Source organism: Streptomyces sp. NPDC050287 (assembly GCF_044459385.1).
GTDB lineage: Bacteria > Actinomycetota > Actinomycetes > Streptomycetales > Streptomycetaceae > Streptomyces.
Genome location: NZ_JBITIY010000005.1, coordinates 657,217 through 673,122 on the forward strand (window position 1 = coordinate 657,217; position 15,906 = coordinate 673,122).

General features: G+C 70.2%; 12 protein-coding genes and 1 pseudogene. 7 read left to right on the top strand and 6 right to left on the bottom strand.

Features of this window, described 5'->3' with window-relative positions:
* The first annotated feature begins 36 nt into the window (after positions 1 to 36).
* A complete protein-coding gene (locus ACIBK3_RS21545; RefSeq protein WP_399367632.1) occupies positions 37 to 1,221 on the top strand; it encodes a type III polyketide synthase in 1,185 nt (394 codons plus the stop codon).
* Between the two features lie 251 nt (positions 1,222 to 1,472).
* Here ACIBK3_RS21545 and ACIBK3_RS21550 read toward each other — a convergent pair whose 3' ends face one another.
* Positions 1,473 to 3,644 (bottom strand): SpoIIE family protein phosphatase, encoded by a 2,172-nt coding sequence (locus tag ACIBK3_RS21550; RefSeq protein ID WP_399367634.1) that lies wholly within the window; start codon positions 3,642 to 3,644, stop codon positions 1,473 to 1,475.
* A gap of 168 nt (positions 3,645 to 3,812) precedes the next feature.
* On the bottom strand, positions 3,813 to 4,799 hold the full coding sequence (locus ACIBK3_RS21555; RefSeq protein WP_399367636.1) for an aldo/keto reductase: 987 nt from the start codon (positions 4,797 to 4,799) through the stop codon (positions 3,813 to 3,815).
* 222 nt (positions 4,800 to 5,021) lie between these two features.
* Between ACIBK3_RS21555 and ACIBK3_RS21560 the strand changes: the two genes are divergently transcribed.
* Positions 5,022 to 5,894, top strand: coding sequence for a helix-turn-helix domain-containing protein (locus ACIBK3_RS21560; protein ID WP_399367827.1), 873 nt, complete (start codon positions 5,022 to 5,024; stop codon positions 5,892 to 5,894).
* 237 nt (positions 5,895 to 6,131) lie between these two features.
* On the opposite strand, the pseudogene ACIBK3_RS21565 reads toward ACIBK3_RS21560, so the two are convergent.
* Positions 6,132 to 6,344, bottom strand: a pseudogene (locus ACIBK3_RS21565) (DUF2255 family protein); the annotation flags it as partial.
* A gap of 319 nt (positions 6,345 to 6,663) precedes the next feature.
* Positions 6,664 to 7,008, bottom strand: a complete 345-nt coding sequence (locus ACIBK3_RS21570; protein WP_399367638.1) for a carboxymuconolactone decarboxylase family protein — start codon at positions 7,006 to 7,008, stop codon at positions 6,664 to 6,666.
* An 811-nt stretch (positions 7,009 to 7,819) separates the two neighbouring features.
* On the opposite strand from ACIBK3_RS21570, the gene ACIBK3_RS21575 reads away from it, so the two are divergent.
* On the top strand, positions 7,820 to 10,273 hold the full coding sequence (locus tag ACIBK3_RS21575; protein ID WP_399367829.1) for a DHA2 family efflux MFS transporter permease subunit: 2,454 nt from the start codon (positions 7,820 to 7,822) through the stop codon (positions 10,271 to 10,273).
* Positions 10,274 to 10,462: 189 nt separating this feature from the next.
* On the opposite strand, the gene ACIBK3_RS21580 is transcribed toward ACIBK3_RS21575, so the two are convergent.
* Entirely contained in the window at positions 10,463 to 11,455 is a 993-nt protein-coding gene (locus ACIBK3_RS21580; RefSeq protein ID WP_399367640.1) for an Lrp/AsnC family transcriptional regulator, read from the bottom strand.
* Between the two features lie 4 nt (positions 11,456 to 11,459).
* Positions 11,460 to 11,915 (bottom strand): MarR family winged helix-turn-helix transcriptional regulator, encoded by a 456-nt coding sequence (locus tag ACIBK3_RS21585; RefSeq protein WP_399367642.1) that lies wholly within the window; start codon positions 11,913 to 11,915, stop codon positions 11,460 to 11,462.
* A 155-nt stretch (positions 11,916 to 12,070) separates the two neighbouring features.
* On the opposite strand from ACIBK3_RS21585, the gene ACIBK3_RS21590 reads away from it, so the two are divergent.
* From ACIBK3_RS21590 to ACIBK3_RS21605, 4 genes are all read left to right on the top strand, one after another.
* Positions 12,071 to 12,862, top strand: coding sequence for an SDR family NAD(P)-dependent oxidoreductase (locus tag ACIBK3_RS21590; RefSeq protein ID WP_399367644.1), 792 nt, complete (start codon positions 12,071 to 12,073; stop codon positions 12,860 to 12,862).
* Positions 12,863 to 13,269: 407 nt separating this feature from the next.
* Positions 13,270 to 13,662: a winged helix-turn-helix transcriptional regulator gene (locus tag ACIBK3_RS21595; protein ID WP_399367646.1), complete on the top strand. Its 393-nt coding sequence runs from the start codon at positions 13,270 to 13,272 to the stop codon at positions 13,660 to 13,662.
* Positions 13,663 to 13,799: 137 nt separating this feature from the next.
* A complete protein-coding gene (locus ACIBK3_RS21600) occupies positions 13,800 to 14,717 on the top strand; it encodes an endo alpha-1,4 polygalactosaminidase (protein ID WP_399367648.1) in 918 nt (305 codons plus the stop codon).
* Between the two features lie 107 nt (positions 14,718 to 14,824).
* A complete protein-coding gene (locus tag ACIBK3_RS21605; RefSeq protein WP_399367650.1) occupies positions 14,825 to 15,865 on the top strand; it encodes a YihY/virulence factor BrkB family protein in 1,041 nt (346 codons plus the stop codon).
* The last annotated feature ends 41 nt before the right edge of the window (positions 15,866 to 15,906 follow it).

Sequence of the window (15,906 nt, forward strand, 5' to 3'; positions counted from 1 at the left end):
TGACGTTTCCCCTTGTTCCCTTGGAAAGGTGCCATCATGGCCGCTTACCTATGTCCTCCTGCCGTGATACACGGCGAGCACGCCGTGGAGACCAGCCAGATCGTGGCGGAGGTGCGCGACCGGCACCCGCACGCGGCGTGGGCGCCGCGGATCGACGGCATCGCGGCCGGCACAGGCATCGAGACCCGCGGGTGGATGCTGCCGCTGGAGACCGCTGTCGCGCCCGGCAACGCCGGCGGCCTGCGGGCTGTCGGCGTCGGGCCCGCCCAACAAGCGCTGGCACGCGACGGGTTCACCCCGCAGGACGTGGACCGCGTGATCGCCGCCCTTGAGGCGATACCCGCGCCTCAGACCGTCCAGGAGCGCACCGCGCCGGCCTGGGAGGCCGTGCAGGCCTACGGGGAGCGTGCGGCGCGCGGGGCCCTGCAGATCGCCGGGCTGGACGCCGCGGACATCGACTGCCTGATCACCAGTCACTCCACCACCCCCGCGCTGCCGGGCCTGGACATCGCCCTGGCCAACAGACTGCCGCTCCGCAATGACGTCATGCTGCTGCCCGCTACGCAGTGGGCCTGTATCGCGGGGACCCGCTCCCTGGCCCTGGCGGCGGATCTCGTGGCCGCGGACCCCGATCGGGTGGTCCTGGTCGTGATCGCGGAGGCGCTGAGCACGACCTACCAGCCCGCGGACGACACCATCGAGTCCCTGATCGTCCGGTTGCTCTTCGCGGACACCGCGGTCGCCGCGGTGGTCACGGGCCGCCCGAGGCGCGAGTCGGTGCTGCGGCTGGACGCCGCCTGGCACCACACCCTGCCCGGCACCCAGGACCTGCACCGCCTGGACACGCGGGCGGACGGCACCCACTTCGTGATGGACCGGCGCGGGCCGCGCGCCGTACAGGAGACGGTCACCGCGATGTGGGAGTGGCTGCGCCTCCGTTACCAGGACGACCCCGACTCCTGGCACCCCGACGTGCTGCTCGCGCACCCCGGCGGGACCCGGGTGCTGGAGTACATGGAGCAGACGATGCCCGACGCGTGGCCGTCGGGGCTGCTGGAGTACAGCCGGGACAGTTACACCAGCGGCAACCGCGGAGGCGCCGCCGTGTTCGACATTCTGCGGCGGGCGCACGACGCCGGGCAGAAGCCGGGCGATCGCGCCGTCCTGTACGCGGCGGCACCGGGCCTCACCGCCACCGCCCTGGAAGGGGAGTGGCGGTAGGGCGAGCCCGCGCCACCCGTACCGGCGAACGGGCGGCCCGCTTCACCGGTCACGCCACCCGTACCGGCGAACGAGCTGCCCGCTTCACCGGCCACGCCACCCGTACCGGCGAACGAGCGGCCCGCTTCACCGGTCACGCCGCCGGTTCCGCCGAGGGCGCCGTCCGTACCGTCGGTCGCGCCGGCTACGCGCACGCCGCACCTACCCTCACCGCGCTCGCGTACGCCGGCCGTGCCCGCCCCGTAACCGGGTCACCGTACGACTTCCGCCCAGACCACCTTGCCGCTGTCCGTCCACCGCACCCCCCACCGGGTGGTGAGCCTGTGCACGATGTGCAGGCCCCGCCCGCCGTCGTCGAGGAGGCCGCCCCGGCTCAGACGTGGCCTGCCGTTGCCGGTGTCGCCCACCTCGCACAGCAGGCCGTTTCCGGACCTGATCAGCCGTATCGTGATGGGACCGGCGGCAAAGCGCACCGCGTTCGTGACCAGTTCGCTGACCAGCAGCGGCACGTCGTCCTGGGTGTCGCCCCTGGCGTGCCATCGTCGCAGCAGCGCGGAGACGTGAGCGCGGGCATGGGCGGGCGCGTCGTCGCGGGCGGGCAGCCGCCAGGTCGCGGTGTCCCCCTTGCGGTAGCCGATCATGCGCGCGAGCAGCAGGGTCACGTCGTCGCGTTGGCGCACGGGCGCCAGCGCGGATACGACGTGCCGAGCGGCCTGCTGCAGGGCGTCCCAAGGGTGGACCGTGGACACGGCGTCCGCCAGCCGGCTGATGCCCTCGTCGATCTGCAGCGCCGGTTCCTCCACCAGGCCGTCGGTGTAGAGGGCGAGCAGGGAGCCCGGGGGCGCGCCGAACGTGTGCACGTCGAACGGTTCCCGCAGCGCGAACTCGACGCCGAGGCCGGGGTGGGGGCGGACCGCCAGCGGGCCCGCGTGCCCGTTCGGAAGCACCAGGACAGGGGGGAGGTGACCGGCGCTGGAGAGCGTCACGTGGTGGCTGACCGGGTCGTAGAGGGCGATGCAGCAGGTGGAGCCGAGGGCGCTGTAGCCGGCCGCCAGCCCGGACTCCGCGTCGTCCAGCAGCGTCACGGTCTCGTCCAGGTGCTCCAGAACCTCGTCGGGTGCCAGCCCCGCGGACAGCAGCGCGCGGGCCTCCATGCTCAGCTGTCCCATGGTTGCCGCGGCTCCCAGACCGTGTCCGACGACGTCACCGACCACCAGCGCGGTACGGCCGTCCGGCAGTGGAAAGCTGTTCACCCAGTCGCCGCCGACGCCCGCGCTGTCGGGGGTGGCGGGCTGGTAGACGCTGGCGATCTCAATGGTGTGGCCGCCGCTCCGGGGCAGCAGCCGGCGCTGCAACGCCAGCACCTGTGTGTGCTCGCGCTGGTGCTGACGGGCCAGGTCGACGTGGTGGGCGGTCCTGGCCACCAGTTCCTGCAGGTCGAGCAGCTCGCTGTCGCGGAAGGGGCGGTCGGCCCGCCGCCAGACCTCCGCCACGCCCAGAACGACGGGCGGCGCGCTGTCCAGGACCAGCGGTATGCACGCCACACTCGCCGACCGGTCACCGGGCACCAGGGCACGTACCACTCGCGGACTGCCCAGGAGCCGCTCGACCGCCGCCCGGTCGGGTATGACGAGGGTCTGCGGGGCATCCCCCCGCCGTACCGCCTGCTCCAGCAGGCGACCGGCGTCGCTCGGAAGATCGCCGCCGGGCGTCACGTAACCTTCGGGCCACACCCGGTCCGGCACCAGGGCCGCCCGCCGCAGCCGGACGCGCCCCTGCCCCTTCCCGGTGACTCCCTCGCCCGTCCACACGGCGAAGTCGAGGTCGACGGCGGCCACGTCTCCCCAAGCGAGCAGGGACTGCGCCAGCGACTGGGCGGTTTCGCCGATGTCCAGCGAGGTGCCGATCGCGGTTTCGGCGGCGTACAGGTGCAGCCTCCTGGCCATGGCGATCACGGAGACAGTCAGGCCCTCATGGGGCACCGCGGCGGGCAGGATGCTCAGCGAGACCACCAGCTCCGACCCGTCGCCGCGCCGCAGGCGCTGGATCCGGGCGACGTGCGCCTCACCGGTCTCCAGAACCTGCCGCAACCGCCGGGTGACCGTCGGTACGTCCCCGGGGGGCAGGAGATCGGTGAAGGGACTCCCGACCACGGCGTTCAGACCGGTGAATATGGGGGCGTCCAGATTGCAGCGGGTGATTCTCAGATCCCTGTCCAGGTTGACCACGCCGAGAATCTGGTCCTGACGGTCTGCTGCCGGGTTGTCGGGTACGCGCTGGCGGGTGGTGCGGTCGCCCCGCGCGTCGGCAGGACCGGCGGCCGCCGCGGCGCCGCCGCCGCCGCGCGGGATGTAGCGCCCCAGGGCACTGCTGACCAGGTCGAACGGCGATGAGGACGAGGGGGACGGCGTCGTGGAGTCCATGCGGCTCTCTCAGCGATCCCCGGCGCGGTGCCGGGGCTGTACTCGGACCCGTGCGACCGGGCCCCGAGATCCCTGACCGCACACCTCATTGAATAACACCGGGGGTCGCTTCGCCCACACCAGAGGGTGTGCAGCTCGCTGCCGGCGGAAGTGATTCCGTTCGTCTGGCTATTTTTCCACCAGCGACATGTGGTGCTCGTTGTAGCGATCTCCCCGCACCCCCACCCGACCGGCGAGTTCGTTGAGGTCCGACAGTTCGTCGGCGGAGAGCGGCAGCTGAGTGGCGCCGATGTTCTCCTCGATGCGGGCGATGCGCCGCGTTCCGGGAATCGGAACGATCCAGGGATGCTGCGCGAGCAGCCAGCCGAGCGCGACCTGCCCCGGTGTGGCGTCCTTGGCCCGCGCGAGCGATGCAATGTGCTCGACGAGAGCCTGGTTGGCCGCGCGATTGTCGGCCGTGAACCGTGGAATCGTTGTCCGGACGTCGTCGGCCGCGAACGACGTGGAGGCGTCCACTGCCCCGGTGAGGAAGCCCTTGCCGAGCGGGCTGAAGGGGACGAATCCGATTCCGAGTGCCGCGCACGTCGGCAGGACCTGTGACTCGGGATCCCGGGTCCACAACGAGTACTCGCTCTGCACCGCCGTGACCGGGTGGACCGAGTGAGCACGGCGGATGGTCTCCGCATCGGCCTCCGACAGGCCGAAGCGGCGGACCTTGCCCTCCTGCACGAGCTCCGCCACCGTGCCGGCGACGTCTTCGATCGGCACCTGTGGATCAACGCGGTGCTGGTAGAACAGATCGATCGTCTCCACCCCGAGCCGTTCGAGGGAGGCCGTGGCGACGGCACGGATCTGCTCGGGCCGGCTGTTGAGTCCGACTGACGCACCGTTCTCGATGCGGAATCCGAACTTCGTGGCGATCACCACTTCGTCACGGACCGGAGCGAGGGCCTCTCCGACGAGTTCCTCGTTGACGTAGGGGCCGTACACCTCCGCGGTGTCGAAAAACGTGACCCCGCGGTCCACGGACCCACGGAGCACGGCGATCATGTCGCTTCGATCGCCGGGGTTCGGGCCGTAACTCTGGGACATTCCCATGGTGCCGAGGCCGAGGGCAGAGACCCGCAGGTCTTGTCCGAGTGTTCGGGTGTGCATCTTTTCTCCATCCGGTGCCGTGTGTCGTGCTCGAGAGGACCGAGCGTGCGGTCGATCCTCGGACACCCGGCCGGCCGGAAACGGCGACCGGACAGGCCCGAGGATCGGCGGCGCACTCGGTGCTCATGGCTCAGGCGGCGATCGCCAGGGACCGTCGGGCGAGGGCGTCGGCAGCCGCTTGGTTTGATGTTCAGGATCGCGGCAAGGTGCGAAGCTGTGCGTGTGCGACGGGAGCCGAGCCTGGACGAACTGGGAGCCTTCCTCAAGGCGCGCCGTGCGGAGTTGAGCCCCGGCGGTGTCGGGCTGCCCGACACCGGTGAGCCGCGGCGTGTTCCCGGTCTGCGCCGTGAGGAGGTCGCTCGGCTGGCCGCGATCAGCACCGATTACTACATCCGGCTCGAACAGGGTCGCGTTCAGGCGTCTGTGGCCGTCCTCGACGCCCTCGCAAAGGTGCTCCGCCTCGACGGCGATCAGAGGGAGTACCTCCTGACGCTCGCGGGGAAGCAGACCGCCTTGCCCACGGCCGACAGGAGCGTTCGGCAAGAAGTCGACCCGCAGATGCGGTACCTGCTGGACGACCTCACCCTCACGGCGGGGTTCGTCATCGGGCGCACCACGGACCTTCTGGCGTGGAACGCCATGGCCGCCGCTCTGGTGATGGACTTCGGGCTTGTCCCCGAGGAACAGCGCAACTACGTGCGCCTGCTGTTCACCGAACCCGACATCCGGGTGTTGTACCGGGACTGGGAGCACATGGCGCGACTGGCCGTGTCCCACCTGCGCATGGACAGCAGGCGAAACCCTCACGACCCCCGACTGACGGCGCTTGTCGAAGAGCTCTCCGCGCTGGATCCGCAGTTCCGGTTGTGGTGGACCTCGCACGATGTCGCCGTGCGGGCCGGCGGTACCAGGCTGCTCCGGCATCCCGTGGTCGGCGACCTGACATTTCAGCGGTCCACCTTTACGTGCGCGGAGGATCCCGAACAGCAGCTCGTCGTGTGGACCGCCGAACCCGGCAGCCAGACCTACGGGGCCTTGCGTTCCCTGGCTGCTGCGATCGAGAGGGCACCGCATGGGCTGGACGGTGTCGCCTGACGCGTTCATCGCGCCGTTCCCGGGAACAGGCGCAGGGCGTTGGCCGTCGTCAGGGAACGCCACGTGATTCCCTCCACCGGTGACTCGGCGGGGCGAGGTGTTCCTCGCCCAGTACAACAGCACAGGAAGGAAGAGCAACAACACCGCTTCGGGAGGCAGTTGGGTCCGGCGTGTTGTCGAGCGCGCGGCGACCATGGGGTTGACGTACGCGCCGCCGAAGCGGCCGTACTTGGTGCGGTACGCGGTGTCGATCCGGTCGTTGACCTCGGCGTCCGCCACCTCGACGAAGGTGACGTCCTTGCCGGCACCGCCCGAGCGGATGTGCCCCTCATGACTCGCGCGGGCCGCCCGCCACCAGAGGCCGTCCGTACCTCGGAAGGAACGGACGTACAGGTCGTCGCCGTCGCGGACCCACCCAGACCGGCACCGGCCGCCGAAGGGTGCCGTCACCGCGGCGCGGCGCCATCTCCAACTCGTGGGCCTCCGCGATGCGGTTGAGCTCGTCGCTCGTCCACGTCGTCATCTGTGTTCTCCGATCTCCTTGGACGCGGTGAGGGCGGATGGAAGCTCGTCACGGTCGTTGTGCGGCCTCAGACGGTGATCACGCCGGCACTGGCAGCGCCGGCATGCGAGCGGCTCGACGCCTGCGAAGAACGCGGTGAGGCACTGGCGGATCTTCTCCGGCCCGGCCCGGCCCGGTGCGGCGCCCGGCCCGGGGCATCAGTGCCGGGTCGCCCGGGATCGTCCAGGCCGCGTCGGGTGCGGGCGGTCAGGGGCCGCCTCGGCCCGGCTGGTCGGATTTCTCCACGATCTCCTTGAGCTGGTTCATGGCGGTCATGGCGTTGGGCCAGCCGGCGTAGAAGGCCAGATGCGTGATGGCCTCGATCAGCTCGTCCTTCGTCACGCCGTTCTCCAACGCCTTGCCGATGTGGAAGCTGAGCTGGTCGTTGCGGTACAGGGCGGCCAGAGCTGTGACGGTGACCAGGCTGCGGTCGCGCGGGGACAGACCCTGCCGTTCCCAGATGTCGCCGAACAGGACCGTGTCGGTCACCTCCGCGAGCTTGGGGGCGAATTCCTGGATCGCGGGCGGTGCGAACTTCTTCCGTTCGGGCATGGGTGGTTCTCCTGGCGTGTGTCCGGGATTTCTGGCCGCCGGGTCTACGGCCGGCGGCTGGTTCAGGTGCTCACCGCTCTGCGCGGGGGTCCTGGTCGAAGGCCACGTCATCGACCCTGCCACCGTCGCGCGAACCCGCAATGGGGAGAATTCCACCCTGGAAAGGACTTATCCAGGGAAGAATCCTTCCCCCCTCGCGGAGACCGAGCGGTGCGAGACCGGCCGGCATGACCAGCCAGGCGCACCGGGTTGGGAGAGTTCCTGACATCGCGGAGGGCTGGGCTGAGCGGGCTGGACCGTCATCGGCGACTGTGCCCCGTATGCCCTGGCGACGGACCTCGCACCAAAGCCGGCCGGACTCGGCTGGGAGAGCGCCGCCGCGCTGTCCGTGGCCGTCGAGACTCCGACCGCGTGCTGGACCTGCTCAAGGCGCCCGACGACGGCCGACTGAGCGGCCGTGTCGACCGCAGCCTCCCGCCCGCCGACGCCGCCGAGGCCCACGAGCTCAGCGAATCCGGTCACCCGCGCGGAAATCTCCTCCTCCTGCCGTACCAGGCCCCACAGCGCATCACCGCCGCGGGCTCGGATCAGCGGTCGGAAAGCCGTCGGCCTGTCGGAAATCCTTCGCAAGCCTGCTCCGCATGTCGGTTCTCCAGGTATTGGGGGCTGTGGCTGGCATCGAATGAGGAAATGGCCGGAAGCTGTCTGCGCTGCAAGTCGAGTGCGGCATCGCCGTGCCATGAGGGAGAGTTCTGTGAGCACTACGCACAAGGTGAACGACCGCCGAGAACGGCAGGTGGCCACGCTGGTCATGGCCTGCGTCGGTATGTTCGTCGCCTATCTGCCGGTGACGACCGTCTCGGTGAGCCTGCCCGCCGTCCAGAGCGCCTTGCACGCGTCGACCTCCCAACTGACCTGGGTCTCCTCCGCGTTCCAGCTCCCGATGGCCGCTCTCATCCTGACCGCCGGGGTCTTCGGCGACGTACACGGCCGCAAGAAGGTGTACCTGGCGGGCCTCGCGATGGCCGGCGTGGGAGCCGCCGTCGCGCTGTCGGCACAGTCGGTCGAGGTCCTCTGGGTCGGCCAGGCGTGCGCCGGCCTGGGCGCCGCCGCGCTGCTGCCCTCGACGCTGGCGCTGATCAGCCATGCCGTGCCCGACCCGCGCAAGCGCGGCACCTTCGTCGGGCTCTGGGCGGCGTCCCTGATGACCGCACTGGCCGTCGGCCCGATGATCGCCGGTGTGATCCTCGACCACACCACCTGGCGTTGGATCTTCCTGCCGACCATACCGGTGGCGGTCATCACCCTCGCGGTCGCGGCACCGCTGGTGACCGACTCGCGCGCTCCCGGTGATCGCCGGCTCGACTGGCCCGGCCAGATCATGGCGGCCGTGACGATCAGCGCGCTGGTCTACGGTGTCATCGAAGGCGGCGCCGCCTCGTTCACCGAAGGGCGGGTGATCGCGGCACTGTCGCTCGCGGCGGTCAGCGCCGTCGTCTTCGTCGTGGTGGAGCGCCGCAGCCCCAGCCCGATGCTGGACCTGTCGCTGTTCCGCAGTGCGGCGTTCAGTGCGACGACCCTGATCGCCATGATCACGTTCCTGGGGCTGATCGGCTTCTTCTTCGTCCTCAGCCTCTACTTCGGCATGGTGCAGCACCTGGACACCCTGCACGCCGGGTACCGGTTGCTGGTCGTCTGTGTGATGTCCCTGGTCGTGGGCGCCCTGGCGGGCCGCCTGATGCACCGGATCCCGCCTCGAATCATGATCACCGTCGGCCTGCTGGCCACAGCCGGCGCGCTGTTCGCCCTGACCGCGATCGACGCGGGGACCTCCTTCGGTCCGCTGGCCTGGCGGCTGGCCCTCCTGGGCCTGGGGCTGGGCCTGGTGATCACACCGATGACCGCCACCGCCGTCGCGTCGGTGCCGCATCACCTGGCAGGCATGGCGTCGGCGGGCAACAACGCCTTCCGACAGGTCGGCGGTGCTCTTGGCCCGGCCGTCCTGGGCACCCTGCTGACGACCAAGAGCACCCATGCCCTGCCCGGCCACCTGCGCGAGGCCGGCGTCACCGGACCGGTCGCACACCGGGTCACCGGCATCGCCGACGCCCACGGCCTGGGAGCGGTGGCCGGGATGAACCTCGGCAAGGACACCGGCCGGGCCATGGGCGCGCTGGGTCAGGCCTTCCTCGACGGGCTCTACCTGTGCCTGATCGTGGCCGCGTGCCTGGCGCTGCTTGCCGCTCTGGTCGGCGCGGTACTGCTGCGGACTCCGCAGTCCACGAGGTCTGCCGCCGCTCATGCCGATCACACGGCGCCCGAGGCTGCCGAGTCTTCCATGGAAGCCGAAACCGAATCCGAAGCCGAATCCGAAGCCGAGTCCGAGCCGGAGCGGTTGCTGGTCGGGGCCCATGCCCGGGGGTGGTCGGGGGAGTCCGGGCAAAGGGTGGGCGCAGTCGGTTTCGCGACCGGTGATGACACACGCGTCCCCGACAGCGGTTCCGGTCCCGCCCTGTACGGCCGGATCCTCGGGGCGGCGGGAGAGGCGGTCGAGGGAGCCACGCTGACGCTGATCTCACTGGGCGGGCGACAACTGGGCCGGGCCGTGGCGCATGCCGAAGGCCGTTACCGTCTCGACGTGCCGGCGGCGGGATCGTACGTGCTGATCGCGGCGGCGGAGAGCCACCAACCGCAGGCGTCCACCGTGGTGGTGGGTGATGAGCCGCTGTCGTACGACGTCCTGTTGTCCGCGAACAGCGGGTTGGTCGGCACGGTGGTCACCGCTGGGGAAGGGACGCCCGTTCAGGGTGCGACGGTGGCGGTGACGGATGTACGGGGAGACGCACTGGCCGCTGAAACGACCGATGAATCCGGCGCGTTCGCGTTCGGTGAGCTGCCGCAAGGTGATGTCACGGTGGTGGTGAACGCGGCGGGATTCCGGCCCGCCGCTCTCCCGGTGCGGGTGTCCGGCCCTCGACTCGCCCGTCTGGACGTGACGTTGTGGCCGGGAGCAGTACTTCAGGGCACCGTGCGGGCCGGCGCCGATCGCCGGCCGTTGACTGACGCGCGGGTCACGCTCGTGGACAAGGCGGGCAACGTCATCGCTACGGCGACCACCGGGCCGGACGGCGGCTATGCCTTCACCGACCTGGACGCGGGGGACTACTCGGTGATCGCCAGCGGCTATCCGCCGGTCGCCGCACCGGTGTCCGTGGACGGGCCGGGCGTTGCGTTCGACGTGGAACTGGCACATGCGGAGGGCTGAACTGATCACCCGGTCAGCAGCCCTCGGCTGAGAGCGAGGCAGCGGTACGCACCGGAACGGGTCCGCCCGGGGCACGCGGGGCCCGGACCGGTATGGGCGACGTGGGTGGGGACGGGAGAGCGCCCGCCCGTGTGGTCCGGGACCTCACTTCGCTGGGTCCCGGACCACGACGCGACAGCGTGGACAGGCTCACAACATGTGGTCAGCGCTACGGTTCGGTTCGTACGTGAGTTGCTTGACCTGGCGCAGAACAAGAGCCGACTCGACCGCCTGGATGCCGTCGAGGGCGCCGATCTTCTCGCTCAGGTAGGTGTAGAGCTCGTCGGAGCCCTTGAAATGGGCGGAGACGACGATGTTCTCCTGGCCGGTGATGGCGGACACGAAACCCACTTCCTGATGCGCGGCGATGCTGCGGCCCACGTCGGCCAGCGCGCGGGGTGTCACGGTGAGCCAGAGCATCACGCTGACGTCTTGTCCGAGGGACCCGTGGTCGTACTGCACGTCGAAGTACAGCGCGCCGGTGGAGCGCAGGGTCTCGAGCCGCCGTTTGACCGCCGACTCAGACTGGCCGGTGGCCTTGTGCAGGTCGGCCAGGGTGGCCCGGCCGTCGCGGCGGAGTACCTCGAGCAGCGCCTCGTCGGCCGCGTCCGCACTGAGGGGGGCATCGAGGGGGACCGGATCCGGCAGGCGTAGAGCGGACTCCTGTTCGCGGGTGAGGGCGTGGGACTTGTTCAACCAGCCGAGTGAGCCGCCGTAGAAGGAGTGCAGGAGGCAGTGCGCCGTCACCCTGACGATCTGCCGGGTGCGCTGGAGCCGGCCGAAGAGCAGTTCGTCCCTCGCCTTCCGGCTGCGGGGCTTCATACCGCAGACGACCTCGGTGCCACCTGAGATGAGGTTCACGTAGAGGGTGTCGGGGCGTCTGGCGAGGGCGTCCGCGAGTCGCTCCGCCACGTCCGGGATGCAGTGCAGTCGTACGACCCACGTCTGTCGGCCGAACCGGTTCTCGTCCGTCACGCCGAGAACGCGCACATTGACGGTGTTGTGCAGCCTCCGGTACCGCCGGGCCACGGTCTGGTCGGAGACTCCGAGGACGGCAGCGATACGGCTGAACGGGGCGCGCCCGTCGAGCTGCAGCGCTTGCAGAATCTGGAGGTCGAGGGGATCGAGGGTCGGCAGGCCCACCGGCTCACGCCTCCCGGGCCACGTCGGCCACCTCGTCGAGCAGTGTCCTCAACTGCGCGGTCTTCTTGGGACCCAGCATCTCGGCGATCCGCTCCTCGATTGCCACGAGCACGGCATCGGCATCGCGCAGGGAATCGCGCCCGGCGTCGGTGACGTGCAGCTCCCGCACATGCCGGTGGCGCGGGTGCGGTCGGCGTTCCAGGTGGCCCCGCTCCTCCAGGCGGGCCACCTGGGAGGCCACTGCCTGGGGGGTGACGTTCAGGCGGCGGGCCAGTTCCGCACCGGTCAGGCCGGGATCGCTGTGGACGTTCATCAGCAGGGTGTACTGCGCGGCCGCGAGACCCAGCGGCCGCATCCGCTGATCCTTCCGGGCCTGCACCGCCCACTCCGCGCGCCGCAGCGCCCAGGTCACTCGGTCCAGTGCGTGGGCAGCGATGGGCCGCTGGTCATCGTGGGTCACGCCGCGAGAATACGGCAGCTGGGCAGCTATAAACTACCTGATAGTAGTCAAGTAGGTGACGGCCTTGGATTGCCTCTCCGTACAGGAGATGGGTACGACGCTTCACTGGTATCAAGTGTTTGACAGTAGCCCAGTGCTTGGCGAACACTGGCCCCATGACTCGCACCATTGCTCTGATCACAGGCGCCTCCTCCGGTATCGGCGCCGCCTACGCCCGACTCCTGGCGGACGACCGCGACCTCATCCTGGTGGCACGACGGGCCGACCGGCTCGCCGACCTCGCCGACGAACTCCGCGCGAACGGAGCAGCCGTCGAGGTGCTGCCCGCCGACCTCATGACCCGCGAGGGAATCGCCGCAGTCACCGACCGCTTGGCCGCCGGGGACGTCCGCATGTTGATCAGCAACGCCGGCGCCGGCGGCTACGCCCCGCTCGCGGATGTCGAGTCGGCCGACATCGACGGCCTGCTCACCCTCAATGCCGTCGCCCCCGTCCGGCTGGTCCACGCCGCACTTCCCGGAATGCTGGCGGCAGGCGAGGGCACCATCGTCACCGTCGCCTCTCTCCTCGCCTTCAGCGCGGGCAGCGCGGACCCGCGAGCGCCCCGGCGCACCCTGTACGTCGCCGCGAAGGCCGCCACCCTGGGCTTCACCCGTACCCTCGCCGGTGAACTCGCCGACACCCCGGTTCGCGTCCAGGTGGTGTGCCCCGGAGTCGTGGCAACGGACTGGAACAGTGGCGCCGGCCGCAACATCCCCTGGGCGATGTCGCCCGAGGACGTGGCGTCGGCCGGCCTGGCCGGGCTGCGACTCGGGGAGACCGTCTGCGTCCCAGGTCTGGAGGGTCAGGACGCCGCCCTGGACGCCTTGCTCGCCGCGGAGACAGCTTTCGTCGCGGGCGGCAACCGGCCCACACTCGCGGCTCGCTACACGGACTCCCGTGCCTAGGGCGATCGTGGCCGGCGGGTAGGTGACGGGCCGGTCGGCGGCCACACGCCGCCCGCGCCCGGCGGTGGACTGCCGTCGGGTTGGTCACCGAAGGCACCGAAAGCGAGGCACCGAAGGCCAGGCATCGAAGGCCAGGCACCGAAGGCCAGGCGCCGACGTGCGAAGCACCGTCGATGAGGAGCGGCTCCTGGGGCTCAGCGGCCTGGACGGCGCCCTCCTCGCTGACGCAGCCCTGCGATCACCCTTTGCGCGCCGGCCCAGGTGGCTCCGGAACGTCACACAAGGCGACCCTGAGCAGATTGATGCGTCGCTGACCCGGCCCGGCACCGACTACGTGGATCTCTGCCCGATTCATCGTCTGAAGCACTAACTCTCCGGAAGTGCCACTATTGACGTACGGTACAGGCATGGGAGTAAGTGAGAGCGGGACCGTCGACCGGATGCTGGCGGCCGACGGCGTCGGGATGTGCCCGCACAGGGTCGCCATGGAGCACGTCACCAGCCGTTGGGGCACGCTGGCCCTGATCGCGCTGCTGGACCGCTCGTACCGCTTCAGTGAACTGCGCCGGGAGATCGGCCGGGTCAGCGAGAAGATGCTGACCCAGACCCTGCAGACCCTGGAACGTGACGGCCTGGTCCACCGCGATGCGAAGCCCGTGATCCCGCCCCGCGTGGACTACTCCCTCACCGACCTCGGCCGGGAGGCCGCCGAACAGGTCCGGGCCCTCGCGCAGTGGACGGAGCGGCGGATGGCGGCGATCCAGAAGGCGCGCGAGGAGTACGACGCGGCGAAGGCGTGACTCTGATGGGCTGCGCGCGGCACCCGCCCCCTCCAGGAGCACCTGCCCCTCGGCAGCACCTGACACAGCAGACCCGTGACGGGTGAACCACCCAACCCCTGGGCCCAGTTGACGCCCGCACCTACAGGAACGGAGCGATGAGGAACAGAGCACTGGTGTACGCGGCGGCGCTGGGGACCATGGTCCTGGCGGGCTGTTCCGGAGCCGACGGGACGACTCCCGGGACCCGGCCGGCCGAGAGCCGCGGTGCGTCCTCCGCGACGTCCCACGCCCCCGGATCCCGGGCAACACCTGTTGCCCCGAGCGGACCACCCACTGCCCACAAGTCCCCCTCCCCGCCCGCCGCCCCTGCGAAAGCGCTCTGGAAGCCACGTCCCGGCCTGGCCTGGCAGTGGCAGCTCGACGGAAAGGTCACCCCCACCGTCGACGTCCCCGTCTACGACATCGACGGCTTCGAGAACTCCGCGGCGGACGTGGCCCGTCTGCACCGCGACGGCCGTAAGGTCATCTGCTACGTCAACGTGGGCGCCTGGGAGGACTTCCAGCCCGACAAGGACGCCTTCCCCCGTTCGGTGCTCGGCGAGTCCAACGGCTGGGAGGGGGAGCGGTGGCTGGACATCCGGCAGCTGTCCGTCCTGCGGCCGATCATGGAACGCCGCTTCGACATGTGCCGCGACAAGGGCTTCGGCGCGGTGGAGCCCGACCTGGTGGAGGGCTACGGCAACGACACCGGCTTCCCGCTCACCGCACACGACCAGCTCCGGTACAACCGCATGATCGCCGCCCTCGCCCACGCGCGCGGGCTGTCGGTCGGGCTCAAGAACGACCTCCCGCAGATCCCCAAGCTCCTCGCCGACTTCGACTTCGCGGTCAACGAGGAGTGCGCCCAATACGACGAGTGCACGGACCTCACGCCGTTCATCGAGGCCGGAAAGGCGGTGTTCCACGTGGAGTACGCGGAACCCGGAAGCAGCTTCTGCGCCGAGTCCCACCGCCTGAAACTGTCCTCGATGGTGAAGAAGCCGGACCTGGGGGTGTGGCGTCAGCCCTGCTGACCCGGAGCCGGTATGCGGTACGGCGACCGTTGCTCGGTGACGGGCCCGCTCGCGCGAACGCGGGCGGGTCGACGCATGACCGGGGCAAACGGGGTACTCCGGACCTCATGGTGCGGACATCGAAATCTGATCATGACACCGAGACCGAGCCGGCATCCGCCCGGGAGCAGTCACCCGGCCCGGACGAGCAGGTGGAACGGCGGGCTCCGGACCAACCGACCCGGTTGCCGAAGGGGTCGTGGAAGGCGGTGTTCAAGGGGACGGTGAAGGAGTTCGAGGCCGACGAACTCACCGACCGGGCCGCGGCGCTGACCTACTACGGCGTGCTGTCGCTGTTCCCGGCCCTGCTGGTGCTGGTGTCGCTGCTGGGCGTCACCGGCCGCTCCGCCACCCAGCAGGTCCTCGACAACCTCCAGAAGCTGGCTCCGGGCTCGGCCCGGAACATCATCCGCAACGCGGTGGAGCAGTTGCAGGGGCGGGGTGGCGTCGGCTCGATCATGGCGATCGTGGGCCTGGTGCTCGCGGTGTGGTCGGCCTCCGGCTACATCGCGGCTTTCATCCGCAGCGCGAACGCCGTGTACGACATACCCGAGGGACGGCCGGTGTGGAAGCTGCTGCCGGTCCGCGTGGGCGTGACGGTTCTCCTGCTGGTGCTCGCGGTGATCAGCGCGCTGATCGTGGTGTTCACCGGCGGTCTCGCCCGGCAGGCGGGGGCGGCGCTCGGAATCGGGGACACGGCGCTGACGGTCTGGGCGATCGCGAAGTGGCCGGTGCTGGTCGTCCTGGTCACGATCATGATCGCGCTCCTGTACTGGGCGGCTCCGAACGTGAGGGGGCGCGGCTTCAAGTGGATCACTCCGGGCAGTTTCCTCGCACTGGTCATCTGGCTGATCGCGTCAGGGGGCTTCGCCTTCTACGTGGCGAACTTCGGCTCCTACAACAAGACCTACGGCACTCTCGCCGGGGTGATCGTTTTCCTGGTGTGGCTGTGGATCAGCAATATCGCGGTCCTGCTGGGCCTGGAGTTCGACGCGGAGCTGGCGCGGCAGCGTGCCGTCGCCGGCGGCCTGGCCCACGACGAGGAGCTCTACGTCCCGCCCCGCGACACCCGGGCCTGGAGCGAGGAGGAACGCCATCGTCTGGAATGACGCCGCCGATGCCCGACTGCTCCCGCATCCCGGGCTGGTCC